Source organism: Paraburkholderia podalyriae (assembly GCF_014397785.1).
Classification (GTDB): Bacteria; Pseudomonadota; Gammaproteobacteria; order Burkholderiales; family Burkholderiaceae; genus Paraburkholderia; species Paraburkholderia podalyriae.
In genome coordinates this window covers 1-24,126 of the sequence record NZ_VZQQ01000014.1, presented here as the reverse complement: position 1 = coordinate 24,126, position 24,126 = coordinate 1, and the positions used below count along the sequence as shown (strand labels likewise).

The 24,126-nt window shown below is 63.9% G+C and carries 24 protein-coding genes; 22 read left to right on the top strand and 2 right to left on the bottom strand.

The window, feature by feature from the left end; genetic code table 11:
* Positions 1 to 34: 34 nt before the first annotated feature.
* The 16 genes from F6X42_RS18025 (at position 35) to cysM (ending at position 16,575) form a co-directional block, all read left to right on the top strand.
* On the top strand, positions 35 to 640 hold the full coding sequence (locus F6X42_RS18025; RefSeq protein WP_187635528.1) for a DUF2059 domain-containing protein: 606 nt from the start codon (positions 35 to 37) through the stop codon (positions 638 to 640).
* 197 nt (positions 641 to 837) lie between these two features.
* Positions 838 to 1,920 carry a 3-phosphoserine/phosphohydroxythreonine transaminase gene (gene serC, locus F6X42_RS18020; RefSeq protein WP_187635527.1) on the top strand — a complete coding sequence of 361 codons (1,083 nt, stop codon included), beginning with the start codon at positions 838 to 840 and terminating at the stop codon, positions 1,918 to 1,920.
* A gap of 63 nt (positions 1,921 to 1,983) precedes the next feature.
* Positions 1,984 to 3,063 (top strand): prephenate dehydratase, encoded by a 1,080-nt coding sequence (gene pheA / locus F6X42_RS18015; protein ID WP_187635526.1) that lies wholly within the window; start codon positions 1,984 to 1,986, stop codon positions 3,061 to 3,063.
* Between the two features lie 81 nt (positions 3,064 to 3,144).
* On the top strand, positions 3,145 to 4,266 hold the full coding sequence (gene hisC / locus F6X42_RS18010) for a histidinol-phosphate transaminase (RefSeq protein WP_187635525.1): 1,122 nt from the start codon (positions 3,145 to 3,147) through the stop codon (positions 4,264 to 4,266).
* A gap of 61 nt (positions 4,267 to 4,327) precedes the next feature.
* Positions 4,328 to 5,269, top strand: coding sequence for a prephenate dehydrogenase (locus tag F6X42_RS44030; protein ID WP_312892797.1), 942 nt, complete (start codon positions 4,328 to 4,330; stop codon positions 5,267 to 5,269).
* An 18-nt stretch (positions 5,270 to 5,287) separates the two neighbouring features.
* Complete coding sequence (gene aroA / locus F6X42_RS44025; protein WP_246530122.1) at positions 5,288 to 6,592, top strand: 3-phosphoshikimate 1-carboxyvinyltransferase; 1,305 nt, start codon at positions 5,288 to 5,290, stop codon at positions 6,590 to 6,592.
* Between the two features lie 46 nt (positions 6,593 to 6,638).
* On the top strand, positions 6,639 to 7,325 hold the full coding sequence (cmk, locus tag F6X42_RS18000; RefSeq protein WP_187635524.1) for a (d)CMP kinase: 687 nt from the start codon (positions 6,639 to 6,641) through the stop codon (positions 7,323 to 7,325).
* 163 nt (positions 7,326 to 7,488) lie between these two features.
* Positions 7,489 to 9,222 (top strand): 30S ribosomal protein S1, encoded by a 1,734-nt coding sequence (gene rpsA / locus F6X42_RS17995; RefSeq protein WP_187635523.1) that lies wholly within the window; start codon positions 7,489 to 7,491, stop codon positions 9,220 to 9,222.
* Positions 9,223 to 9,243: 21 nt separating this feature from the next.
* Positions 9,244 to 9,567, top strand: coding sequence for an integration host factor subunit beta (locus F6X42_RS17990; RefSeq protein WP_006050255.1), 324 nt, complete (start codon positions 9,244 to 9,246; stop codon positions 9,565 to 9,567).
* 293 nt (positions 9,568 to 9,860) lie between these two features.
* Positions 9,861 to 10,154: a LapA family protein gene (locus tag F6X42_RS17985; protein ID WP_187635522.1), complete on the top strand. Its 294-nt coding sequence runs from the start codon at positions 9,861 to 9,863 to the stop codon at positions 10,152 to 10,154.
* A gap of 68 nt (positions 10,155 to 10,222) precedes the next feature.
* Positions 10,223 to 11,398 (top strand): lipopolysaccharide assembly protein LapB, encoded by a 1,176-nt coding sequence (gene lapB / locus F6X42_RS17980; RefSeq protein ID WP_187635521.1) that lies wholly within the window; start codon positions 10,223 to 10,225, stop codon positions 11,396 to 11,398.
* Positions 11,399 to 11,524: 126 nt separating this feature from the next.
* Positions 11,525 to 12,928: a UDP-glucose dehydrogenase family protein gene (locus tag F6X42_RS17975; protein WP_187635520.1), complete on the top strand. Its 1,404-nt coding sequence runs from the start codon at positions 11,525 to 11,527 to the stop codon at positions 12,926 to 12,928.
* On the top strand, positions 12,894 to 13,901 hold the full coding sequence (rfaE1, locus tag F6X42_RS17970) for a D-glycero-beta-D-manno-heptose-7-phosphate kinase (protein WP_281393989.1): 1,008 nt from the start codon (positions 12,894 to 12,896) through the stop codon (positions 13,899 to 13,901). Before F6X42_RS17975 ends, rfaE1 begins: the two co-directional genes overlap by 35 nt.
* An 86-nt stretch (positions 13,902 to 13,987) precedes the next feature.
* Positions 13,988 to 14,980, top strand: coding sequence for an ADP-glyceromanno-heptose 6-epimerase (gene rfaD, locus F6X42_RS17965; protein WP_187635519.1), 993 nt, complete (start codon positions 13,988 to 13,990; stop codon positions 14,978 to 14,980).
* A 78-nt stretch (positions 14,981 to 15,058) separates the two neighbouring features.
* On the top strand, positions 15,059 to 15,433 hold the full coding sequence (locus F6X42_RS17960) for a ComEA family DNA-binding protein (protein ID WP_187635518.1): 375 nt from the start codon (positions 15,059 to 15,061) through the stop codon (positions 15,431 to 15,433).
* Positions 15,434 to 15,672: 239 nt separating this feature from the next.
* Positions 15,673 to 16,575, top strand: coding sequence for a cysteine synthase CysM (gene cysM, locus F6X42_RS17955; protein WP_187635517.1), 903 nt, complete (start codon positions 15,673 to 15,675; stop codon positions 16,573 to 16,575).
* A 112-nt stretch (positions 16,576 to 16,687) separates the two neighbouring features.
* Here cysM and mltB read toward each other — a convergent pair whose 3' ends face one another.
* Positions 16,688 to 17,866, bottom strand: a complete 1,179-nt coding sequence (gene mltB, locus F6X42_RS17950; protein ID WP_187635516.1) for a lytic murein transglycosylase B — start codon at positions 17,864 to 17,866, stop codon at positions 16,688 to 16,690.
* A gap of 334 nt (positions 17,867 to 18,200) precedes the next feature.
* Here mltB and F6X42_RS17945 point away from each other — a divergent pair, with 334 nt between their 5' ends.
* Complete coding sequence (locus tag F6X42_RS17945; RefSeq protein ID WP_187635515.1) at positions 18,201 to 19,124, top strand: histone deacetylase family protein; 924 nt, start codon at positions 18,201 to 18,203, stop codon at positions 19,122 to 19,124.
* Positions 19,125 to 19,178: 54 nt separating this feature from the next.
* Positions 19,179 to 19,988, top strand: coding sequence for an enoyl-CoA hydratase (locus tag F6X42_RS17940; protein ID WP_187635514.1), 810 nt, complete (start codon positions 19,179 to 19,181; stop codon positions 19,986 to 19,988).
* Positions 19,989 to 20,014: 26 nt separating this feature from the next.
* On the opposite strand, the gene F6X42_RS17935 is transcribed toward F6X42_RS17940, so the two are convergent.
* Positions 20,015 to 20,920 (bottom strand): alpha/beta hydrolase, encoded by a 906-nt coding sequence (locus F6X42_RS17935; protein ID WP_187635513.1) that lies wholly within the window; start codon positions 20,918 to 20,920, stop codon positions 20,015 to 20,017.
* A gap of 237 nt (positions 20,921 to 21,157) precedes the next feature.
* Between F6X42_RS17935 and F6X42_RS17930 the strand changes: the two genes are divergently transcribed.
* From F6X42_RS17930 to F6X42_RS17915, 4 genes are all read left to right on the top strand, one after another.
* Positions 21,158 to 22,192 carry a methionine ABC transporter ATP-binding protein gene (locus F6X42_RS17930; protein WP_187635512.1) on the top strand — a complete coding sequence of 345 codons (1,035 nt, stop codon included), beginning with the start codon at positions 21,158 to 21,160 and terminating at the stop codon, positions 22,190 to 22,192.
* Positions 22,182 to 22,835, top strand: a complete 654-nt coding sequence (locus F6X42_RS17925) for a methionine ABC transporter permease (RefSeq protein ID WP_187635511.1) — start codon at positions 22,182 to 22,184, stop codon at positions 22,833 to 22,835. The genes F6X42_RS17930 and F6X42_RS17925 overlap by 11 nt, the downstream gene beginning before the upstream one ends.
* Positions 22,836 to 22,884: 49 nt before the next feature.
* Positions 22,885 to 23,682, top strand: a complete 798-nt coding sequence (locus tag F6X42_RS17920; protein ID WP_187635510.1) for a MetQ/NlpA family ABC transporter substrate-binding protein — start codon at positions 22,885 to 22,887, stop codon at positions 23,680 to 23,682.
* Between the two features lie 236 nt (positions 23,683 to 23,918).
* Positions 23,919 to 24,126: electron transfer flavoprotein subunit beta/FixA family protein (locus F6X42_RS17915; protein WP_376776377.1), on the top strand; the 208-nt coding region annotated here is incomplete at its 3' end.

Genomic DNA, 24,126 nt, shown 5'->3' with positions numbered 1-24,126 from the left:
CAGTCCAAGTTAATTTCTCTTCTAGGGAGTAATGATGCAAAAACGATTCAAACAACTGATGTTGCTGGCTGCCATCGTGCCGACCTTCGCCATGGCTCAAGCGCTGCAGAACCAGGCGCCGGCGGCTCCGGCTGCCGCAGCAGCACCGGTTGATCCGGCCAAGCAGGCTGCCATCAAGGACCTGCTCGACGCCATCGACGCACAGAAGCTGGTTGGCGCAATCGGCAACAGCGCGCAGATGCAGGCCAAGCAGCTCGTGCCGGCAATCCTGTCGGACGCGCTGACCGAGAACAAGTCGATGACGGACAAGCAGAAGCAGGCCGCTGTGCCGGCGCTGCAGAAGAACGCGGTGCCGAAGCTGGTGGACAGCGCGGGCCAGGTGTTCGCGACCGACTCTTTCCGTCAGGACGCAATGCAAGCTCAGTACGATGCGTACGCGAAGTACTACAGCACGTCGGAAATCAAGGATCTGACCGCGTTCTACAAGAGCCCGACCGGTCGCAAGTTCATCCAGGTGCAAGATCAGGTTGGTCGCGACGTCGTGAACGGCCTGATGCAGAAGTACATGCCGGAATCGATCAAGGCAACGCGAGACCAGGCCGACAAGGAAGTCGCATCGGTCAAGTCGGCTGCCAAGTAAATTTGCTCGCAGGCCGCGCTGATCAGCCGGCCTGTCGCCTGCGGCACACCGGCGTGGCGGGTTGGCGGCGACAATGCGATAATGGTCGTTTGCGCACTGGCGCAGACGGCCATTTTCTTTTTCGGCGAGCCATTTCGTAGATATCTTCGCCGATTCCTGCGCGACTCCGTTTTTCGCGCCCGCTTCCAGGACCTCACATGCGCGTCTTTAATTTCTCCGCCGGCCCGGCAGCCATGCCCGAAGAAGTGCTGCGCCAGGCAGCCGACGAGATGCTAAATTGGCAAGGCAGCGGTATGAGCGTGATGGAAATGAGCCATCGCGGCAAGGAATTCATGTCGATCCACGAGGAAGCGCTGACGGACCTGCGCGAGCTGCTGCAGGTGCCGGCAAGCCATCGGATCCTGTTTCTGCAGGGTGGCGGGCTCGGCGAAAACGCGATCGTGCCGATGAACCTGTTCGGCTCGAAACCGCGCGCGGATTTCGTCGTGACCGGCTCATGGTCGCAGAAGTCGTTCAAGGAAGCACAGAAATACGGCAGCGTGCACGTGGCCGCGAGCGGCCAAACGGCTGATGGCTTCACCCGCGCGCCGGCGTGCTCGGAATGGCAGTTGTCGGACGATCCGGCCTACGTGCACTTGTGCACGAACGAGACCATTCACGGCGTCGAAACCTTCGAGATTCCCGACCTTGGCGATATTCCGCTCGTCGCGGACGCGTCGTCGCATATCCTGTCGCGCCCAATGGATGTCGCCAAGTATGGCGTGCTGTTCGGGGGCGCACAGAAGAACATCGGCATGGCCGGCGTCACGGTCGTCATCGTACGCGAGGACATGCTCGATCGCGCGATGCCGATCTGCCCGTCGGCGTTCGACTGGAAAACCGTCGCCGAAAACAACTCCATGTACAACACCCCGCCCACCTATGCGATCTATATCGCCGGGCTCGTGTTCAAATGGTTGAAGAAGCTGGGCGGCCTCACGGCGATGGAGGCGCGCAACCTCGAAAAAGCGAAGCTGCTGTACGACACGATCGACTCGAGCAGCTTCTATCTGAACAAGGTCGAGCGTGGCTCGCGCTCGCGGATGAACGTACCGTTCTTTCTCGCCGACGAGTCGCGCAACGAAGATTTCCTGTCCGGCGCGAAAGCGCGGGGATTGGTGCAGCTAAAGGGCCACAAGTCCGTCGGCGGCATGCGGGCGTCGATTTATAACGCCGTCCCGCTCGAAGGCGTCAAAACGCTTGTCGAATACATGAAGGAATTCGAACAGCGCGGCGCCTGAGTCACACTGACCGGCAGGCGTGCGCATCTTTTCCAGCAGTTACCCGGCAGAGCCGTTTTACGCATGGACGACGAACTCAATACACGACTCAAACCTCTGCGCGATCGCATCGACGCGCTCGACGCGCAACTGATCGCGCTCCTGAACCAGCGCGCGTCGGTCGCGCTCGAAGTCGGGGAGGTCAAGAAGCATTTCAACGCGCCGGTGTTCCGGCCCGAGCGCGAGATGCAGGTGATCGCGCGCCTGCAGGAAATGAGCGCGGGGCCGCTCTCGGACGAGCACATCAGCGCGATCTGGCGCGAGATCATGGCCGCAAGCCGCGCGCTCGAAAAGAGCATCAAGGCCGCGTACCTCGGGCCGGTCGGCACCTATAGCGAACAGGCGATGCATGAGTACTTCGGTCAGTCGATCGAAGGGCTGCCGTGCCCGTCGATCGATGAAGTGTTCCGCTCCGTCGAGGCGGGCGCCGCCGACTACGGCGTCGTACCGGTCGAGAATTCGACCGAAGGCGCGGTGTCGCGCACGCTGGATCTGCTGCTGCAAACGCAGCTGACCATCGGCGGCGAACTCGCGTTGCCGATCCATCACAACCTGCTTACGCAAAACGGCCTCGTCGGCGTCACGCGCGTATGCGCGCATGCGCAGGCGCTTGCGCAGTGCCAGCGCTGGCTGTCGACCAACGCGCCGCATCTCGAGCGCCAGGCGGTGTCGAGCAATGCGGAAGCCGCACGGATGGCGGCCGAAGATTCGACCGTTGCGGCCATCGCCGGCGACCGCGCCGCGATCCACTACGGGCTGCAGGTCACCAACGCGCTGATCCAGGACGATCCGCACAACCGCACGCGCTTCGTAATGATCGGCAAGCAGCCGACCGGTCCGAGCGGCTACGACCAGACGTCGCTGATCGTGTCGGTCGTGAACGAACCGGGCGCGATGGTCAAGCTGCTCGAGCCGCTTGCACGCCACGGCGTGTCGATGTCGCGTTTCGAATCCCGCCCGGCCCGCGTCGGCACGTGGGAATACTACTTCTATATCGACGTCGAAGGACATCGCGACGATCCGGCCGTGGCCGCCGCGCTCACCGGGCTCGGCGAGAAGGCGGCGTTCCTGAAGATACTCGGCTCGTATCCGCGCGCCCGCTAAGAGCTGGCAGCGGAGTTGGGGCGGCGCCGTGTGCGCTGCCCGAAAGCATATTTCACCATCCATCGTCGTTCGGAGATTTTCATGACAGCGTCTTTCGGCCCTTCCTATGTGCGTGCGATCGCGCCGTACATCGCCGGCAAGCCGATCGCGGAAGTGGCCCGCGAGTTCGGTCTCGAAGAGGCGAGCATCGTGAAGCTGGCATCGAACGAGAATCCGCTCGGCATGCCGGAATCCGCGCAGCGCGCGATGGCGCAGGCGATCGCCGACCTCGGCCGCTATCCGGACTCGAACGGTTTCGAGCTGAAGGCGGCGCTTGCCGCGCGCTTTGGGGTGCCGGCCGAATGGATCACGCTCGGCAACGGCAGCAACGACATCCTCGAACTCGCCGCGCACGCGTTCGTCGAGAAGGGCCAGGCGGTCGTGTTCTCGCAGTATTCGTTCACGGTCTATGCGCTCGCGACGCAAGGTGTCGGCGCGCGCGCGATCGTCGTGCCGGCCGTGCGCTATGGTCACGACCTCGACGCGATGCTCGCCGCGATCGACGACGACACGCGTCTCGTATTCGTCGCGAATCCGAACAATCCGACCGGCACGTTCGTCGACGGTCCGACACTCGAGGCGTTCCTCGACAGGGTGCCGCGCCATGTGGTCGTCGTGCTCGACGAGGCGTACACCGAGTATCTGTCGGCGGACAAGCGCTACGACTCGATTCACTGGGTGCGTCGCTATCCGAACCTGCTGGTGTCGCGCACCTTCTCGAAGGCGTTCGGTCTCGCTGGCCTGCGCATCGGTTTCGCGATCGCGCAGCCCGAGCTGACCGATCTGCTGAACCGCTTGCGTCAGCCGTTCAACGCCAATACGCTCGCGCAAGCCGCGGCGATCGCGGCGTTGAACGACAACGCGTTTCTGCAGAAGAGCGCGGCGCTGAACGCGCAGGGCTACAGGCTTCTGACCGAGGCGTTCGACAAACTCGGCCTCGAATACGTGCCATCCGAAGGCAACTTCGTGCTCGTGCGCGTCGGCAGCGACGACCAGGCCGGCGCTCGTGTGAACCTCGCGCTGCTGAAGCAGGCCGTGATCGTGCGACCGGTCGACAACTACGGCTTGCCGCAGTGGCTGCGTATCACGATCGGCCTGCCGCAGGAAAACGAAGCGTTCCTCGCGGCGCTCGAAAAGACGCTTGCCGAGCCTGCCGCGGCGTAAGCGTTGATCCTTGACCCCGCGCGTCGGCCGGCAGGAGCGGCGCGCTTATTGTCCGTATTGTGTGAACGACGTGGCCGCGTTTTCTTTTAACAAGCTGGTGATTTTCGGTGTTGGCCTGATCGGCGGATCGCTCGCGCGCGCGTTGCGTGAACGCGGCGAGGCCGGCGGAGCGCGCACGGTAATTGGCGTGGGACGGACGTCCGCGTCGAGCGAACGCGCGTTGGCGCTCGGTGTGATCGACGGCGCCGCGGCGCTCAACGACGACGCCGCGTTGCGCGACGCGCTCGCGGGCGCGGACTTCGTGCTGCTCGCGGCGCCGGTCGCGCAGACGCTGCCGCTGCTCGAACGCATCGCGCCGCATCTCGACGCCGACACGATCGTCACCGATGCGGGCAGCACCAAATCCGACGTGGTCGTCGCCGCGCGCGCGGCGCTCGGCGCGCGGATCGGCCGGTTCGTGCCGGGCCATCCGATCGCCGGCCGCGAGTCGAGCGGCGTCGATGCCGCGTTGCCCGATCTATACGTGAACCGCAACGTCGTGCTGTGCCCGCTGCCGGAGAACGCGCCGGAAGCGGTCGAGCGCGTCGCGGCGATGTGGCGCGCCACCGGCGCATTGGTGCGGAACATGACGGCGCAGCAGCACGACCGCGTGTTCGCGTCCGTCAGTCATCTGCCGCACGTGCTGTCGTTCGCGCTCGTCGAGCAGATCCTCAATTCGCCCGACGCCGGGTTGAAGTTCTCGTTCGCGGCGGGCGGATTTCGCGACTTCACGCGCATCGCCGCGTCGAGTCCGGAGATGTGGCGCGACGTATGTGTCGCCAATCGCGCGGCGCTGCTCGACGAACTTGACGGGTACACCGCGGTGCTCGCGCGCCTGCGCGCTGCGATCGAAGCCGGCGACGGCGCCGCGCTCGAAACGGTGTTCGCGCGCTCGCGCGTCGCGCGCAGTCAGTGGCAGGAGCAGCGCGCGGCTGGCGTGGCCGACGGCGACGCGTCCAAATAACCGGAAACTGGACACATCATGGAATTCCTCGATCTCGGACCCTTTTCCCGTGCGTCCGGCACGGTTCGTCTGCCCGGCTCGAAGAGCATCTCGAACCGAGTGCTGCTGCTCGCCGCGCTCGCCGAAGGCGAGACGACGATCACGAACCTGCTCGATTCCGACGACACCCGGGTGATGCTCGACGCGCTCGAAAAGCTTGGCGTACGCCTGAAGCGCGAAGGCGACACCTGCGCCGTGACCGGTACGCGCGGCGCGTTCACCGCGCGTACGGCCGACCTGTTCCTCGGGAATGCGGGCACGGCGGTGCGTCCGCTGACCGCGGCGCTCGCCGTGAACGGCGGCGACTACCGGATCCACGGCGTGTCGCGCATGCACGAGCGGCCGATCGGCGATCTCGTCGACGGCCTACGCCAGATCGGCGCGAAGATCGACTATGAGCAGAACGAGGGCTATCCGCCGCTGCGCATCCGCCCCGCGCAGATTACGGCCGACGCGCCGATCCGCGTGCGCGGCGATGTGTCGAGCCAGTTCCTGACTTCGCTGTTGATGACGCTGCCCCTCTTGCGCACATCGAGCGGCGTCACCACCGTGCAGGTCGACGGCGAGTTGATCTCGAAGCCGTACATCGAGATCACGATCAAGCTGATGGAGCGCTTCGGCATCAAGGTCGAGCGTCACGGCTGGCACCAGTTCGTGGTGCCAGCGGCGCAGCGGTATCAGTCGCCGGGCACGATCATGGTGGAAGGGGATGCGTCGTCGGCGTCGTATTTCCTCGCCGCGGGCGCGCTCGGCGGCGGGCCGCTGAAAGTGGAGGGCGTAGGCCGCGCGAGCATCCAGGGCGACGTCGGATTTGCCGATGCGCTCATCAAGATGGGCGCGAACCTGCAGATGGGCGACGACTGGATCGAAGTGCGCGGCGTCGGCACCGACCACGGCAAGCTCGATCCGATCGACATGGACTTCAACCTGATCCCCGATGCCGCGATGACGATCGCCGTCGCCGCGCTGTTCGCGGACGGCACGACCACGCTGCGCAACATCGCGAGCTGGCGCGTGAAGGAAACCGACCGCATCGCCGCGATGGCGACCGAGTTGCGCAAGGTCGGCGCGAAGGTGCAGGAGGGCGAGGATTTCCTCGTCGTCACGCCACCCGAGAAGCTGATCCCGAATGCCGCGATTGACACCTACGACGATCACCGCATGGCGATGTGCTTCTCGCTCGTGAGCCTGGGCGGCGTGCCGATCCGCATCAACGATCCGAAGTGCGTCGGCAAGACGTTCCCCGATTATTTCGAGCGCTTCGCCGCGCTCGCGCATCCCTGATTCAACCCAGATTCGCGTGCGAATCGCCCGACGTGCGACTTTTTCGATGAAACCGACCCGTCCCTTTCACCAGACGCCCGTCATTACGATCGACGGCCCCAGCGCCTCCGGCAAAGGCACTGTGGCCGCGATGGTGGCCGCCAATCTCGGCTTTCACCTGCTCGACAGTGGCGCGCTGTACCGGCTCGCGGCGCTTGCGAGCCTGCGCTACGGCATCGCGGAGGACCATGTCGTCGCACTTGTCAAACTGATCGGCGATCTCCATATCACGTTTCGCGAGGGGCTCGCGCAGATCGACGGCGTCGACGTATCGACCGAAATTCGGGCTGAGGAAGTGGGCAGCCGCGCCTCGGCGATCGCCGTGCACGCGCCGGTACGAGTCGCGCTGGTGGCGCGTCAGCGCGCGTTTCGCAAAGAGCCGGGGCTCGTCGCCGACGGCCGCGACATGGGCACCGTAATCTTCCAGGACGCCGTGTTGAAGGTATTCATGACCGCGAGCGTCGAGGCCCGCGCGACGCGGCGGCATAAGCAATTGATCCAAAAAGGATTTTCTGCTAATATAGATGACTTGCTCCGGGATTTGCGTGAACGCGACGAGCGTGACAGTCAGCGCGCGGCCGCGCCGCTCAAGCCCGCGGCGGATGCAAAGCTGCTTGATACCTCGGCATTGTCGATCGACCAGGCGGTCGAGCAGGTGGTGCAATGGTATGAAGCGCTGGTCCCGCATGCGTAACTGAAATCGGTCGCGCAGCAGCGGCCAGACAGCGGCAGTCCCGTTGTTGGTAGGTGCTTCGCGATGGTCGCGAAGCGTTGTTTTTAACCCTTTAACCCCGCGTGGCGTTCGCGTATTTGCCGTAGTTGCTGACCGGTCCGGTGAGCCAGGCGCTGCGAAAACCATGCAAACTCTGATTTTTATGTCCGACCTGCAAACCTCTACCCCGAATACCGAATCTTTTGCGGCTCTGTTCGAAGAGTCGCTGACCAAGCAGGACATGCGCGCTGGCGAAGTGATCTCCGCCGAAGTCGTGCGTGTCGACCACAACTTCGTGGTCGTTAACGCTGGTCTGAAGTCCGAAGCCTACATCCCGCTCGAAGAGTTCCTGAACGACGCGGGCGAGGTAGAAGTGCAGGCGGGCGACTTCGTTTCCGTCGCGATCGACGCGCTGGAAAACGGCTATGGAGACACGATCCTGTCGCGCGACAAGGCGAAGCGTCTGGCTTCGTGGCTGTCGCTGGAAAAAGCGCTGGACAACAACGAACTCGTGACCGGCACGATCACGGGCAAGGTCAAGGGCGGCATGACCGTGATGGTCAACGGCATCCGCGCGTTCCTGCCGGGTTCGCTGGTTGATACGCGTCCGGTCAAGGACACGACCCCGTACGAAGGCAAGACCCTCGAATTCCGCGTCATCAAGCTGGACCGCAAGCGTAACAACGTCGTGCTGTCGCGCCGCGCCGTCATCGAGGCAACGCAAGGCGAAGAGCGCGCGAAACTGCTCGAAACGCTGAAGGAAGGCGCGATCGTCGAAGGCGTGGTCAAGAACATCACCGACTACGGCGCGTTCGTGGATCTCGGCGGTATCGACGGCCTGCTGCACATCACCGACATCGCATGGCGTCGTGTGCGTCACCCGAGCGAAGTTCTGTCGGTTGGCCAGGAAGTCACCGCGAAGATCCTCAAGTTCGACCAGGAAAAGAACCGCGTTTCACTCGGTATCAAGCAACTGGGCGACGATCCGTGGGAAGGCATCTCGCGCCGTTACCCGTCGGGCACGCGTCTGTTCGGTAAGGTCACCAACATCACCGACTACGGCGCGTTCGTCGAAGTGGAATCGGGCATTGAAGGACTTGTCCACGTATCGGAAATGGACTGGACCAACAAGAACGTTGCTCCGTCGAAGGTTGTCCAGTTGGGCGACGAAGTCGAAGTCATGGTTCTCGAAATCGACGAAGACCGCCGTCGTATCAGCCTCGGCATGAAGCAGTGCAAGCCGAACCCGTGGGACGACTTCAGCCGCAACTTCAAGAAGGGCGACAAGATCAGCGGCGCGATCAAGTCGATCACCGACTTCGGCGTGTTCATTGGTCTGCCGGGCGGAATCGACGGTCTGGTTCACCTGTCGGATCTGTCGTGGAGCGAAACCGGCGAGGAAGCCGTTCGCAAGTACAAGAAGGGCGACGAAGTGGAAGCGATCGTTCTCGGCATCGACGTCGAAAAGGAACGAATTTCGCTTGGTATCAAGCAGCTCGAAGGCGACCCGTTCAGCAACTACGTTGCAATGAACGACAAGGGTTCGATCGTCGACGGTACCGTCAAGTCGGTGGACGCGAAGGGCGCTGTGGTTCAGCTGTCGGGTGAAATCGAAGGCTATCTGCGTGCTTCGGAAATCGCGCAGGACCGCGTGGAAGACGCCCGTAACGTGCTGAAGGAAGGCGACAAGGTCAACGCAATGATCATTAACATCGATCGCAAGTCGCGTGGCATCAACCTGTCGATCAAGGCGAAGGATTCGGCTGAGCAGCAGGAAGCCATTCGCGGCCTCGCTGCTTCGGATTCGAGCGCAGCCGCTACCGGCACGACGAACCTCGGTGCGTTGCTGAAGGCCAAGCTCGACGGCCAGAACCAGTAAGCCTGAGAGGTCTGCTGCAGTATGACCAAATCGGAATTGGTCGCCCAGCTGGCTACGCGATTTCCGCAACTTGTTCTCAAAGATGCGGATTTCGCGGTGAAGACGATGCTCGATGCGATGTCGGAGGCGCTTGCCAAAGGTCATCGTATCGAAATTCGTGGCTTCGGCAGCTTCGGCCTCAACCGCCGTCCCTCCCGCGTCGGGCGCAATCCGAAGTCGGGCGAGAAGGTGCTGGTACCCGAGAAATACGTACCGCACTTCAAGCCGGGCAAGGAATTGCGTGAGCGGGTGGATCGTCGCGCGGGCGAGCCGCTGAAGGCCGAGGAGCCGGATGACGACCTTTAATGACTCCGCTGTGCGTCTTGCAGCGTGGCATAGCTAGCGTCAGCGGCCAAAGCCAGTCGGCAAAAGACCAGGAAAAGCGCCTTCGGGCGCTTTTTTTTCGTCCATGATTTGAGGGGCCGCCTTCCGGTGGCCGTTGCATTTCGCGAATCGCCTGTAAGTGCCCCGTCCCGCCACGTGCTGCCCAGTCGCGAGGGCATCCATTACAATACGGGTCACTTCGGCGCGGGCAACACTGTGGCGCGACGCGTCATCGAGCCGGCGTCACCCCGCAACTGCCGTCAAGAGATCCATTCATGAAATTTATCGTCTGGCTGATCCGTGTGCTGGTGTTCGTGCTGCTGCTGGTGCTGGCGCTCTCCAACACGCAACCCGCTACGCTGAATTTCCTCGCCGGCTACGTCTGGTCGGCGCCTCTGATTCTGATTGGCCTCGCATTTTTCGTGATCGGCTTGCTCGCGGGGCTTATATCGGCGATGCCGGCCGTCGTGCGTCTGCGCATGGAGAATGGCCGGCTCAGGCGCGAACTGCGCGTGGCGCGCGAAACCCCACCCGTCGTCGAGCAGCCGCCGCTGCCGCCGCTGATCTGAGCTATTTTGCGCCGCGCGCGCTGAGCGCGGCTTTTCGTTTCCGCTTCCCGCACATTTGCATTAATCGCATGGATCTAGACTTCTGGTGGCTGCTGGTCATACCCGTCGCGTTCGCGTTCGGCTGGATGGCTGCGCGCTACGACCTCAAGACGCTGCTGTCCGAAAGCGCCAACCTGCCGCGTTCGTATTTTCGCGGTCTGAACTTCCTGCTCAACGAACAGCCTGACCAGGCGATCGACGCATTCATCGAAGTCGTCAAGCTCGACCCTGAAACGGTCGAATTGCATTTCGCGCTCGGCAATCTGTTCCGCCGGCGCGGCGAAACGGATCGAGCGATCCGAGTGCACCAAAATCTGCTGAGCCGCGCGGACCTGCCTGTCAGTGAGCGCGATCACGCGCTGTACGAGCTCGGCCAGGACTTCCTGAAAGCAGGTCTGCTCGACCGTGCCGAAGAAACCTTCCGCTCGCTGCAGGCGGGCGATTACGCACTGGGCGCTCAACGCGCGCTGTTGACGATCTACGAGATCGAGAAGGACTGGGTCAAGTCGATCGATACCGCGCGACACCTCGAAACGATGGGCGCACCGTCGCTCGACAAGGAAATTGCGCAGTTCCATTGCGAACTTGCGCAGGAAGCGCTGCAGCAGAAGAAACCGGACGAAGCGCGTCACCAGCTCGGTCTCGCGCTGAAGGCTAACCCGACCAACGTGCGCGCGACGATCCTGTTCGGCGATGTCGACGTGACCGGCGGCGCGCCGGAAGCGGCGATCGGGCAATGGCGCCGCGTCGAGGAACAGAACCCCGCGTATCTGCCGCTCGTCGCCGAGAAGATCATGAAGGCGTATGAAGCGCTCGGCCGGGCGCAGGAGGGCGCCGATCTGCTGACCACGTGGGTCGACCGTCATCCGAGCAACGATCTGCTCGATGTCGCGTATCAGCACGTCGCGTCGCTGCGCGGCGCCGATGCCGCGCATGCACTCGCGCGCACGCAAATGCAGAAGTCGCCGAATCTGGCCGGCATGACGCGCCTGCTCGAAGCGCAGCAGGCCGTCGCCGAAGAGCCGCGGCGCAGCGAGCTCGAGTTGATGCGCACACTGATCCGGCAGCGCACCAAGAATCTGCCGCGCTATACGTGCCAGAATTGTGGTTTCAGGGCGCGGCTTTTCTACTGGCAGTGCCCCGGTTGCAGCGGTTGGGAAACCTATGCGCCACGCCGCGTCGAGCCCATTACCGCGTCGAGCTGACGGCGCACGGGCGGCGTTGGCCGCGTCGGCGTCGATTGCCGCGCGACCGCCCCGCGAATTTCGCAACGAGATTATCGCCGGCTTCATGACCGGCATTCACCACCGGAACCCTCTACCGGAAAGCGTATGAAAATCACCATTATCGGCACCGGCTATGTGGGCCTTGTCACCGGCGCGTGTCTCGCCGAAATCGGCAACGACGTCTTCTGTCTGGACGTCGATCAGCGCAAGATCGACATTCTCAACAAGGGCGGCGTGCCGATTCACGAACCGGGCTTGCAGGAGATGATTGCGCGCACGCGCGCGGCCGGCCGCATCACGTTCTCGACCGACGTCGCGGCGAGCGTCGCGCACGGCGACGTGCAGTTCATCGCGGTCGGCACGCCGCCCGACGAAGACGGCTCCGCCGACCTGCAATACGTGCTCGAGGCCGCGCGCAACATCGGCCGCACGATGAACGGTTTCAAGGTGATCGTCGACAAATCGACGGTGCCGGTCGGCACCGCGCAGCGCGTGCGCGCGGTGATCGACGAAGAACTCGCGAAGCGCGGGCTTGCCGGCAGCGCGCAGCATCGCTTCTCGGTCGTGTCGAACCCCGAGTTCCTGAAGGAAGGCGCCGCCGTCGACGACTTCATGCGCCCCGATCGCATCGTGATCGGTATCGACGAAGACGAACCGGGCGTGCGCGCGCGCGAAATGATGAAGCGTCTTTACGCGCCGTTCAACCGCAATCACGAGCGCACGCTATACATGGACGTGCGCTCGGCCGAATTCACGAAGTACGCGGCCAACGCAATGCTCGCGACGCGCATCTCGTTCATGAACGAGATGTCGAATCTCGCGGACAAGGTCGGCGCCGACATCGAAGCGGTGCGTCGCGGCATCGGTTCCGATCCGCGTATCGGCTATCACTTCCTGTATGCGGGCTGCGGATATGGCGGCTCGTGCTTCCCCAAGGACGTGCAGGCGTTGATTCGCACCGCGAGCGAGAGCGGTCACAACCTGCGCATTCTCGAGGCGGTCGAGGAAGTGAACTACCAGCAGAAGGACGTGCTCGTGAACAAGATCACCGCGAAGCTCGGCGAGGATTTGAGCGGCCGCGCGCTCGCGGTGTGGGGTCTCGCGTTCAAGCCGAATACCGACGACATGCGCGAGGCGCCGAGCCGCCGCGTGATCGGCGAATTGCTCGCGCGCGGCGCGAGCGTACGCGCGTACGATCCGGTCGCGGTGGCCGAGGCGCGTCGCGTATTCGCGATGGATCTGCACGCTGCGCCGGAGCAGCTGGCGCGCCTCACGTTCACGAGCACTCAGGACGAAACGCTGATCGGCGCCGACGCGCTCGTCATCGTGACCGAATGGAAGGAGTTCAAGAGTCCTGATTTCGTGCATCTGAAATCGGTGCTGAAGACACCGCTGATTTTCGACGGCCGCAATCTATACGAACCGGACGCGATGACCGAGCTCGGTATCGACTACCACGCTATTGGACGCCCCTATGCCCAACCCTCTGAACTTCCGGTCGATGCCTGAGTCCATGCCCGCGGCGCCCGCGTCCACGACGCCGCAGAAGCTCCCGACCGTGCCGCGCGCGCAGCTCAACGCAGCGCGCGTGCTGGTGGTCGGCGACGTGATGCTCGACCGTTACTGGTTCGGTGACGTGAACCGCATTTCTCCGGAGGCGCCCGTGCCGGTCGTGCACGTGCAGCGCCAGGAAGATCGGCTGGGCGGCGCGGCGAACGTCGCGCGCAACGCGATCGCGCTCAGCGCGCAGGCGGGTCTTTTGTGCGTGGTGGGTCATGACGAGCCCGGCGAGCGCATCGTGCAACTGCTCGGCGAAAGCGGCGTGACGCCGCATCTAGAACGCGATCCGGCCTTGCTGACGACGATCAAGCTGCGCGTGCTGTCGCGTCAGCAACAGTTGCTGCGCGTCGATTTCGAAAACTCGCCGGCACACGAAGTGCTGCTCGCGGGCCTCGCGCGTTTCGACGAGCTGCTGCCGTCATACGACGTGATCCTGATGTCCGACTACGCGAAGGGCGGCCTCACGCACGTGACGCAAATGATCGCGAAGGCGCACGCGGCTGGCAAACCGGTGCTCGTCGATCCGAAAGGCGACGACTGGGAGCGCTATCGTGGCGCAACGCTGATCACGCCGAATCGCGCGGAGTTGCGCGAGGTCGTCGGACAATGGAAGTCCGAGGAAGATCTGATCACCCGCGTCACGAAGCTGCGCGCCGAGCTCCAGTTCAAGGCGCTGCTGCTGACGCGCTCGGAGGAGGGCATGACGCTGTTCTCCGACGATGGCATCCTGCACGCGTCGGCCGTTGCGCGCGAAGTGTATGATGTGTCGGGCGCCGGCGACACCGTGATTGCGACGCTCGCCGCGATGCTCGGCGCGGGTCTTTCGCTGGTCGACGCGGTCGGGCTCGCGAATCGCGCGGCCGGCATCGTGGTCGGCAAACTCGGCACCGCCACCGTCGACTACGACGAACTCTTTTCCTGATGCAGCTCGCGGGGCCCTGTCGTCCTGACGGGCCAGCGCACCCCGCGCGGCGTTGACTGAACGAAGCTCACTACCGCAGGATCATCATGACTGTAATCGTCACCGGCGCGGCCGGTTTTATCGGCAGCAATCTCGTCAAGGCGCTCAACGAGCGCGGCGAACAACGCATCATCGCCGTCGATAACCTTACGCGCGCGGACAAGTTCAGGAATCTGGTCGACTGCGAAATCGACGACTATCTCGACAAAACCGAATTCGTCGAGCGCTTCAGGCGCGGCGACTTCGGCAAGGTGCGCGCAATTTTCCATGAAGGCGCCTGCTCGGACACGATGGAAACCGACGGCCGCTACATGATGGACAACAATTATCGCTATAGCCGCGACGTGCTCGACGTCTGCCTCGCGCAGAACATCCAGTTTCTATACGCGTCGTCGGCGGCGACGTATGGCGGCTCGAGCCGCTTCGTCGAAGAGCGCGAGGTCGAACAGCCGCTGAATGTATACGGCTATTCGAAGTTTTTGTTCGACCAGGTGATCCGCCGCGTGCTGCCCACGGCAAAAAGCCAGATTACGGGCTTCCGTTATTTCAACGTGTACGGTCCGCGCGAAACGCACAAGGCGCGCATGGCGTCGGTCGCGTTTCACAACTTCAACCAGTTCCGCGCCGAGGGCAAGGTCAAGCTGTTCGGCGAATACAACGGCTATGCGGCCGGTGAGCAGACGCGCGATTTCATCTCGGTCGAAGACGTCGTCAAGGTCAACCTGTTCTTCTTCGATCATCCGGAGAAGTCGGGCATTTTCAATCTCGGCACCGGCCGCGCGCAGCCGTTCAACGACATCGCGGGCACCGTGGTGAACACGCTGCGCGCGCTGAACAACGAGCCGGCGCTGTCGCTCGCGGATCAGGTGCAACGCGGGCTGATCGAATACATTCCGTTTCCCGACGCGCTGCGCGGCAAGTATCAGTGCTTCACACAGGCCGATCAGTCGAAGCTGCGCGCGGCCGGCTACGACGCGCCATTTCTGAGCGTGCAGGAAGGTGTCGATCGTTACGTGCGTTGGCTGTTCGGCCAGGTGTGATTCGTACGGCATCCTCTTTAAACTGGAATCTCCTGACCGGTGATGGTCTCCGGCCAGTGGCAACAGGGAGATTCCAATATGTTTCGAAAAGTACTGGTTACCGCGGCGATGCTCGCCGCCTTCGGCCACGCGTATGCGGCGGTCGACGTCAACACGGCTAACGAAGACGCGCTGCGCGGCATCAAGGGCCTCGGTCCGTCAAAAGTCAAAGCGATTCTCGACGAACGCAATGCGCACGGCCCATTCAAGGACGCGGCCGATCTCGGCAAGCGCGTCAAGGGCATGGGCGGGCACACCATCGAGCGCCTGCAGGCGGAGGGTCTCGCTGTCGGACCGGCTGGCGCGGCTGCTAGCACGCAGGTTGCGGCAGCTGCAACGGGTAAGGAGCCGGCCGCTGCGGCCGCTCCCGGCGCCGCGCAGAAGGGCGCCGCCGCCGTGGCGGTGAAGAAGTAAGCGGTCGCGAGCCTTGCGCGTGCCATGCTGACGGGCGGCTTGCAACGCAGGGCTTCGCGAACGTCCCGTTCCGTCGATTGGTATACACGATCTCCCGCGGCTCGCAGCCGCGGGCGTTCGGCTTAGCAACCGGCATGCATCCATGCGGACACCAGGGCTGCAGGGCGGCGTCGAAGATCGTGGTTTAGAATCGATGCATTGAAGACACTCTTTCGCGCGCATCGATCGCTAGACCCCATATGGCATACAAAACAATCGAAGACACGATCGGCAATACGCCGCTCGTCCAACTCGTCCGGCTTCCCGACGACGAGATCCGCAGCCGCAACAACGTGGTCCTTGCGAAGCTGGAGGGCAACAATCCGGCGGGGTCGGTGAAGGACCGACCGGCGCTGTCGATGATCAGGAAGGCGGAGGCACGCGGACGCATCAAGCCGGGCGACACACTGATCGAATCGACGAGCGGCAACACCGGCATCGCGCTCGCGATGGCCGCCGCGGTCCGCGGCTACAGGATGGTGCTGGTCATGCCGGAAGATCTGTCGGTCGAGCGCCGTCAGAGCATGGCCGCCTACGGCGCGGAAATCATTCTGACGCCGGTCAAAGGCGGCATGGAGTACGCGCGCGATCTCGCCGAGCAGATGCAGCGCGAAGGCAAGGGCATCATCCTCGATCAGTTCGCGAACCCGGACAATCCAGCCTCGCATATTGAAGGCACGGGCCCGGAAATCTGGCGCGACACGGAAGGGCGCATCACGCACTTCGTATCGTCGATGGGCACGACGGGCACGATCATGGGCGTCTCCACGTATCTGAAAACGCAGAACCAGCAGATAGAAATCATCGGCGCGCAGCCGGAAGAAGGCTCCCGTATTCCAGGCATTCGCAAATGGCAGGAAGCTTATCTGCCGAAGATTTTCGACCGCAGCCGCGTCGACCGCGTGGAGAACGTCAGTCAAGCCGCAGCCGAGGCGATGGCGCGCCGGATGGCGTCGGTCGAAGGCATTTTCGCGGGCATTTCGTCGGGCGGCGCGTGCGAAGTGGCGCTGCGCATCGCACGTCAGGTCGAAAACGCGACGATCGTGTTCATCGTCTGCGATCGCGGCGACCGCTATCTGTCCACGGGGGTGTTTCCCGCGTAGGCGGGTCGCCGGGCGCCTTCGCGGGCGCGCGAGCCAATAAAAAGCGCCGGTCGAGCCGGCGCTTTTTTTACGTCCTTCAACGCGAGACGCGCACGGCGACTCGCGGCGAGACTCACTGCGAAGCAGCGTTCGACTGATCCGCCTGACCTTGCGACGCGTTGCCGTTGTTGGCCGCTTTCGCGGCATTCGCCGCGTCGATCGCATCAATCTGCGCCTTGACCTTCTGACCCAGCTGATACACCGCGAGCGCATAGAAGAAGCTGCGGTTGTAGCGCGTGAGCACGTAAAAGTTCTTCAGGCCGAGCACGAACTCGGTGCCACGCCCCGGGCTCGGCAGATCGACCACCGTGACCGGCGTGCCCGCTTCGGAAGCAGTGTCGATGTTCGGCTCGTTCAGCACCAGCCCGGCGCGCAGCAACTGATCGAGCGGCCAGTGCGGCTCCGGCTGACCATTGGCGGCCGCCTGCGCAACACCCAGGCTGCCCGCGTCCGAGCCGATTCGCCACACCACCGGCCGGCCGTTTTCCCAGCCGTTCTGACGCAGATAATTCGCGACGCTGCCGATCGCATCGGCATCGCTCGTGCGCAGATCGATGCGCTTGTTGCCCTCGTAGTCGACCGCGTACTGGACGATGCTGCTCGGCAGGAACTGCGGAATGCCGATCGCGCCCGTGTACGAGCCGAGCACCGTGTTCGGGTCGATCTGCGAGTCGCGCGTCCACACCAGGTAGTCTTCGAGATTCTTGCGGAAGGTCGCCTGGCGGTCCGCGCGATTCGCGGTGTTCGGATAATCGAAGCTCAGCGTGGTGAGCGCATCGAGCACGCGAAAGTTACCCATGTAGCGACCGTAGATCGTCTCGACGCCGATGATGCCGACGATCATCTCGGGCGGCACGCCGAACTCCTGATAAGCGCGCTGCAGCGTGGCCCGGTTCTCGCTCCAGAACTGCACGCCGGCATTGACGCGCACCGGGTCGAGGAAGCGCGCCTGATACGCGCGCCAGTTCTTGATCGAAGGCGTCGGTGACGGGGTGACGAGCTTCACCGCGGTCGCCGAGTAGCTGACGCCGGTGAACAGCGCGTGCAGCGATGCTTCGTCGAAATCGTAGCGCGCGACCATCTCGTTGATGAACGCATCGACGTTCGCGTTGTGCGCATAGCGCTGCGGAATGATCTCTTCCTCGAACGTTTGCCCTTGTGGTACCGGCTGCTGCGGCTGGCTCTGCGCGACCTGCACCGGCGCTTTCTTCGTGGCGCGTTGCGCGCTTGCGGGACTTGCTGCGATGAACATGCACGATGCGACGCTCAGTGAGGCGGCGAGGGTGCCGAGGCGAAGCCGGTTGCGTGGGGATCGTGCGGACAGAGCAAGCTTGACGGTCATGGTGAGCAGTGGGCGCGATGCGTGAAAGGCTGGAAGCAGTCGGAAAGCGGCAGGAACGAAACGGCGAATAACGGGTCGGGGAAGTATACCCGACGGCTTTCGCAAAACCGTGCCGATTCAGCGACAGCGGCGTCGTGTGGTAACTTGACGAATCCAGGCGCGCGGGAGCGCGCGCCGCTCGACGGAGACACGCCGCGCGCACAGTCCATGCGCCGCGCCGTAGAAGAGACGCACAACACAAACTATGGCAACAGGCTTCTATTCCCACGCCGACTGTCTGCTGCACGACATGGGGCAGTGGCATCCAGAGTGTCCCGCGCGCCTGCAGGCGATCGAGGATCAACTGATCGCGAGCCGCATTGACGCGCTGATCGAGCGCGTGTCGCCGCCGCTCGTCGACGAGGCCGCGCTGCTGCGCGTGCACACGCGGGCGCACGTCGACTACATCCGTGGCCGCGCGCCCGTCGAAGGCATCGCCGAAATCGATCCCGACACGGCGATGAACCCGCACACCTGGCAGGCCGCGCTGCGCGCGGCGGGCGCGGCCGTTGCCGCCACCGACGCGGTGATCGAAGGCCGTTACGACAACGCGTTCTGCAGCGTACGGCCGCCGGGCCATCACGCCGAGCCGGCGCGCGCGATGGGCTTCTGCTTCTTCAACAACGTCGCGATCGCCGCGCGCCACGCGCTCGACGTGCATGGCCTCGCGCGCGTCGCCATCATCGACTTCGACGTGCATCACGGCAACGGTACCGAGGCCGCGTTCTCGGGCGACCCGCGGGTGCTGATGTGCAGCATCTTCCAGCACCCGTTCTATCCGTTCACCGGCGCCGACAACCAGGCGTCCAACATGTGCAACGTGCCGATGCCGGCGCGCTCGAACGGCATGGCCGTGCGCGAAGCGGTCGACATGCTGTGGTTGCCGCGCCTGCACGAGTTCAGGCCGGAGATGCTGTTCATCTCGGCCGGCTTCGACGCGCATCGCGAGGACGACCTCGGCAACATGGGCCTCGTCGAAGACGATTACGCGTGGATCACCGACCAGGTGCGCGAAATCGCGAGGCGCTACGCACGCGGGCGCATCGTCAGTTGTCTGGAGGGCGGCTATAACCTGTCGGCGCTCGGACGCAGTGTGGTCGCGCACGTGCGGTCGCTGGCGGAGATTTGAGCGGCCCGAAAGCCGGCGAGCGAAGATCGACATTCACGCACCGAGGAGCGAGCCATGAACGCCAGCCCTGCCAACACCGGCGACGCGTCGCTGGTCACGATCGAACCCGACGCTTATCGCGTGGCGGGCGTCGTGTGCGTGACGATGAACCGGCCCGAAGCGTTCAACGCGCTGTCCGAAGCGCTGCTCGACGAACTGCAGCAGACGCTGACGGGGATCGCGAAGACCGATGCCCGCGTGGTCGTGATCGCCGGCGCGGGCCGCGCGTTCTGCGCGGGGCACGACCTCAAGGAGATGCGCGCGGCGCCGTCGCTCGCGTACTACCAGCAGCTGTTCGCGCGCTGCACGAAGCTGATGATGACGATCCAGCGCATGCCGCAGCCGGTGATCGCGCGCGTGCACGGCATCGCGACCGCGGCCGGCTGCCAGCTCGTCGCAATGTGCGATCTCGCGGTCGCTGCGGATACCGCGCGCTTCGCCGTGTCGGGCGTGAACCTCGGATTGTTCTGTGCGACGCCATCGGTGCCGCTGTCGCGCAACCTGTCGCGCAAGGCCGCGCTCGAAATGCTGCTGACCGGCGATTTCATCGACGCCGCCGAAGCGCGCAAACAGGGGCTCGTGAACCGCCTCGCCCCAGCCGATGCGCTCGACGACGAAGTCGCGCGGCTCGCCGCGAGCATCTGCGCGAAGCCGGTCGAAGCGGTCAGCGCGGGCAAGGACCTGTTCTACCGGCAGCTTGAAATGGGCATCGAAGCCGCGTACCAGCTCGCCGGGCAGACGATGGCGTGCAACATGATGGACGAATCGGCGTTCGAAGGCGTGCAGGCGTTCATCGACAAACGCGCGCCGCAGTGGAAGCGCTAGTCGACGACTGCCAGCGCTGCATCTGCTCAACGCCGTCCCGCCGCCCGCATTTCGATCCACTCGACCAACGCCTCGATCACCCGATCGCGATCGAGATCGTTCATCGTCTCGTGATAGCTGCCCTCGTAGAGCGCGAGCGTCTTGTCGGGCGAGCCAGCGTGTTCGCCGAACGCGCGGCTGCCGTCAGGCTCGGTCAGTTTGTCGTCGGTGCCGTGAAACACGAGCAGCGGCATGCGCAGCCCCGCGCGACCGCGTTCGATGCGCGCCATCGCGAGCAGCAGCTCGGCGCCCGTGCGCGCCGGAATCGCGTCGTGATGCACAAGCGGATCATTGCGGTTGGCATTGACCACCGGCTGAAGGCGCGACAGCAGCGCGGGGTCGATCTTCATCGCCGGGAATCCCGGGTAGGCCCGGCTGATCAGCTGGCTTAGCGCGAGCATCCACTTGGGGACGTCGCGTCCCGGCGCGAGGGCGGGGCTCGACAGGATCAGGCCACTCAGCCGCCGGCCGCTCGCGTCGAGGCGCTCGATCGCATACAGCGCCGCCACCGCGCCACCCATGCTGTGACCCATCAGGAATAACGGCGCGCAGCTTTGCGCGGCGGCGTCGAGCAGCGCCTGCGCATCGAGCAGGTAGTCGTCGAAGCGTTTCACATAGGCGCGCTTACCGGGCGCGTGGCCGTGACCGCGCAGATCGATCGCGACGAGCTCGATGCCCGACGCGTTCAGCCGGCCCGCGACGGCGGCGTAACGGCCGGCATGTTCGGCGAGACCGTGCAGCAGCGCGACCGTCGCGCGTGTCGGTCTGCTCGGCTGCCAGCGGTATAGCGGCAACGCGATGCCGTCGCCGGTCATGACCGACGCGCGCTGCGGCGCGTCTTTATTGAGACTGCCGGCGCTCGCGCGCACGGTGTGGCTCGGGGAAGTCTGCATAGCGGCGGCCTGCGCTGAAGGAGATGGACCGATCATAGTCGGAGTGGCTCGGGGCGCGCGTGCCGTGTAGTAAAGCGCGGCTCTAATGCCCTGAAGTTATGAAAAGATCGGAATTGATTATTAAAGGGTATGACGTCCCTGCGGTAGAATGGCGACCTCAAATCCCAATAATAGAAACGGCGGCCGCTTGCCGGGAGCACCGTGCTCGCCGGCAGCCTCCGCCGTTTTCGTTTGTCCATGATCGAAATACGCAATGTTTCTCAGCGGTTTGCCGGGCCCCGGGGCTGGGTCGAGGCGCTGCACAACGTCAATCTGACGATTCCAGCGGGCGAGGTGTTCGGCATCATCGGCCGCAGCGGCGCGGGCAAGAGCACGCTCGTGCGCACCCTCAATCTGCTGACGCGCCCATCCGAGGGCAACATCCTCGTCAACGGCCGCGATTTGACGACGTTGCCGGCCGCGCAATTGCGCGACGCGCGTCGCGAAATCGGCATGATCTTCCAGCACTTCAATCTGTTGTCGTCGCGCACCGTGTATCAGAACGTCGCATTGCCGCTCGAGCTGGCCGGCATGAAGCGCGACGAAATCGAGGCGAACGTGCTGCCGCTGCTCGACCTCGTCGGTCTGTCGGCTCAGAAGGACCGCTATCCGGCGCAGATCAGCGGCGGCCAGAAGCAGCGCGTGGGCATCGCGCGTGCGCTCGCGAGCAAGCCGAAGGTGTTGCTGTCGGACGAGGCGACCTCCGCGCTCGACCCCGAGACCACCCGCGCGATCCTCGATCTGCTCAAGCGCATCAATCGCGAACTGAACCTGACGATCGTGCTGATCACGCACCAGATGGACGTCATCAAGCAGGTCTGCGATCGCGTCGCGGTGCTCGACGCGGGCCGTGTCGTCGAAGAGGGTAAGGTGATCGACGTGTTCCTGCAGCCGCGCCATGAAGTCACGCGCGCGCTGATCGGCGACGTGATCGCGCAGGAGCTGCCGCCCGCAATGAAGGCGCGCGTCGCGCAGCGGCTGAAGACCGGCAGCGGCCATCTGCTGCGCCTCGCGTTCACCGGTTCGGGCGTCGATCAGCCGATTCTGTCGGAGACGATTCGCCGCTACGAGCTCGACTTCAACATCTTGCACGGCCAGATCGACGAGATCCAGGGGCAGGCGTTCGGCTCGCTGGCGGTGCTCGCGGGCGGCGATCCGGCCAAGGTCGCGCAGGCGATCACGTTTCTGCGCGAGCAGGGTGTCGTAGTGGAGGAGCTCTCGCATGTTGAGTGAAATGTTCGATATGTTCGTCCAGTCGTTCTGGGAGACGCTCATCATGGTGGGCATCTCCGGACTGATCGGCGCTGTGGTCGGCGTGCCGCTCGGCGTGCTGCTGTATCTGACCGACCGCCAGGGCGTGCTCGAAAACGTCGCGTTGAATCGCGTGATGGGCGTGGTCGTCAATGCGGTGCGCTCGACGCCGTTCATCATTCTGCTGGTCGCCGTCATTCCGTTTACGCGGCTGGTCGTCGGTTCGTCGATCGGCACCGCGGCCGCGATCGTGCCGCTGACGATCGCCGCGGCGCCGTTCATCGCGCGCCTGGTCGAAACGGCGCTGCGCGAGGTTGATCGCGGGCTCATCGAGGCGGCCCAGGCGATGGGCGCGACCACCCGCCAGATCGTCTTCAAGGTGCTGCTGCCGGAATCGCTGCCGGGCGTGGTCGCCGGTTTGACGATCACCTTCGTGTCGCTGGTCGGCTATTCGGCGATGGCCGGCGCGGTCGGCGGCGGCGGTCTTGGCGACCTCGGCATCCGCTACGGCTATCAGCGCTTCCTGCCACAAGTGATGCTCGCGGTCGTGCTGATTCTGATCGTGTTCGTGCAACTCGTGCAGTCGTTTGGGGATTGGCTCGTGCGTCGTTTGAGCCACAAATAAACAAGGGCGTTCGGAAGCCCGCCAATAGAGATTCGCAAAAAGGTCCATCATGCAACGTCGCTTCATTCTCAAGCTGGCCGCCGTGATCGGCGCGGCAACGCTGTTCGCCACCGCCGCGGCGCATGCCGAAGACACGATCAAGGTCGGCGTCACCGGCGGCCCGCACGCGCAGATCATGGACGTCGTGAAGACGGTCGCCGCGAAGAATGGCCTGAACATCAAGATCGTCGAATTTTCCGATTACGTGCAGCCGAACGCGGCGCTCGCGAGCGGCGATCTGGACGCGAACAGCTACCAGCACGACCCATACTTGCAGGCGCAGGTGAAGGATCGTGGCTACAAGCTGATCCGTATCGCCGATACGGTCACCTACCCGATGGGGATCTACTCGAAGAAGTTCAAGTCGCTCACCGAACTGCAGCCGGGCGCGAAGATCGCGGTGCCGAACGACCCGACCAACGGCGCCCGCGCGCTTCTGTTGCTGCAGAAGCAGGGTGTGCTGAAGCTTCGCGCCGATGCGGGGCTGAGGGCGACGCCGCTGGATGTCGTCGACAATCCGAAGAAACTGAAGATCGTCGAACTCGACGCGGCACAGATTCCGCGTTCGCTGGGCGATGTCGACGCCGCCGCGATCAATACCAACTTCGCGATGGAAGCGGGCCTCAAGCCGAAGCAGGACGCCATCGCAATCGAAGACCCGAAGGGTCCGTACGTGAACGTGATCGCGATTCGTGACGCGGACAAGAACAAGCCGTGGGTCGCGAAGCTCGTCGCGGCGTACCACTCGCCGCAAGTGAAGCAGTTCGTTGACAGCAAATTCGGCGGCTCGGTGATCACCTCCTGGTGATGTAACCGTCAACGAACCTCGCAGGACACGACGGCAATGCGAAATTAGAGGTCCGAGTCGGAACCCGGGGTTGTCTCCCGGGTTTTTTGGAGATTAAAATAGAACGATCGTTCGATATTGCCGTCACGCCGCTGAGGAGCGATATCCTCGCGCAAAGCGCCCGCGACACGGTTGTCATAAGGGCAGTCGCTATAATGTTCGTCGGGTTGACGTATTCGTAACTTTGGAGCGTGTGCATGAAAATTCTGGTGCCAGTGAAAAGAGTGGTCGACTACAACGTGAAAGTCCGCGTGAAATCGGACGGGACGGGCGTCGACATCGCGAACGTGAAAATGTCGATGAACCCGTTCGACGAAATCGCGGTGGAAGAAGCCGTGCGTCTGAAGGAAGCGGGCGTCGCGACCGAGGTGATCGCCGTGTCGGCCGGTGTGACGCAGGCGCAGG

Excerpts from the sequence above, each read along its gene's own strand:
- F6X42_RS18025 (WP_187635528.1), top strand. The coding sequence starts at position 35 with ATGCAAAAACGATTCAAACAACTGATGTTGCTGGCTGCCATCGTGCCG.
- serC (WP_187635527.1), top strand. The coding sequence starts at position 838 with ATGCGCGTCTTTAATTTCTCCGCCGGCCCGGCAGCCATGCCCGAAGAA.
- pheA (WP_187635526.1), top strand. The coding sequence starts at position 1,984 with ATGGACGACGAACTCAATACACGACTCAAACCTCTGCGCGATCGCATC.
- hisC (WP_187635525.1), top strand. The coding sequence starts at position 3,145 with ATGACAGCGTCTTTCGGCCCTTCCTATGTGCGTGCGATCGCGCCGTAC.
- aroA (WP_246530122.1), top strand. The coding sequence starts at position 5,288 with ATGGAATTCCTCGATCTCGGACCCTTTTCCCGTGCGTCCGGCACGGTT.
- cmk (WP_187635524.1), top strand. The coding sequence starts at position 6,639 with ATGAAACCGACCCGTCCCTTTCACCAGACGCCCGTCATTACGATCGAC.
- rpsA (WP_187635523.1), top strand. The coding sequence starts at position 7,489 with ATGCAAACTCTGATTTTTATGTCCGACCTGCAAACCTCTACCCCGAAT.
- F6X42_RS17990 (WP_006050255.1), top strand. The coding sequence starts at position 9,244 with ATGACCAAATCGGAATTGGTCGCCCAGCTGGCTACGCGATTTCCGCAA.
- F6X42_RS17985 (WP_187635522.1), top strand. The coding sequence starts at position 9,861 with ATGAAATTTATCGTCTGGCTGATCCGTGTGCTGGTGTTCGTGCTGCTG.
- lapB (WP_187635521.1), top strand. The coding sequence starts at position 10,223 with ATGGATCTAGACTTCTGGTGGCTGCTGGTCATACCCGTCGCGTTCGCG.
- F6X42_RS17975 (WP_187635520.1), top strand. The coding sequence starts at position 11,525 with ATGAAAATCACCATTATCGGCACCGGCTATGTGGGCCTTGTCACCGGC.
- rfaE1 (WP_281393989.1), top strand. The coding sequence starts at position 12,894 with ATGCCCAACCCTCTGAACTTCCGGTCGATGCCTGAGTCCATGCCCGCG.
- rfaD (WP_187635519.1), top strand. The coding sequence starts at position 13,988 with ATGACTGTAATCGTCACCGGCGCGGCCGGTTTTATCGGCAGCAATCTC.
- F6X42_RS17960 (WP_187635518.1), top strand. The coding sequence starts at position 15,059 with ATGTTTCGAAAAGTACTGGTTACCGCGGCGATGCTCGCCGCCTTCGGC.
- cysM (WP_187635517.1), top strand. The coding sequence starts at position 15,673 with ATGGCATACAAAACAATCGAAGACACGATCGGCAATACGCCGCTCGTC.
- mltB (WP_187635516.1), bottom strand. The coding sequence starts at position 17,866 with ATGTTCATCGCAGCAAGTCCCGCAAGCGCGCAACGCGCCACGAAGAAA.
- F6X42_RS17945 (WP_187635515.1), top strand. The coding sequence starts at position 18,201 with ATGGCAACAGGCTTCTATTCCCACGCCGACTGTCTGCTGCACGACATG.
- F6X42_RS17940 (WP_187635514.1), top strand. The coding sequence starts at position 19,179 with ATGAACGCCAGCCCTGCCAACACCGGCGACGCGTCGCTGGTCACGATC.
- F6X42_RS17935 (WP_187635513.1), bottom strand. The coding sequence starts at position 20,920 with ATGCAGACTTCCCCGAGCCACACCGTGCGCGCGAGCGCCGGCAGTCTC.
- F6X42_RS17930 (WP_187635512.1), top strand. The coding sequence starts at position 21,158 with ATGATCGAAATACGCAATGTTTCTCAGCGGTTTGCCGGGCCCCGGGGC.
- F6X42_RS17925 (WP_187635511.1), top strand. The coding sequence starts at position 22,182 with ATGTTGAGTGAAATGTTCGATATGTTCGTCCAGTCGTTCTGGGAGACG.
- F6X42_RS17920 (WP_187635510.1), top strand. The coding sequence starts at position 22,885 with ATGCAACGTCGCTTCATTCTCAAGCTGGCCGCCGTGATCGGCGCGGCA.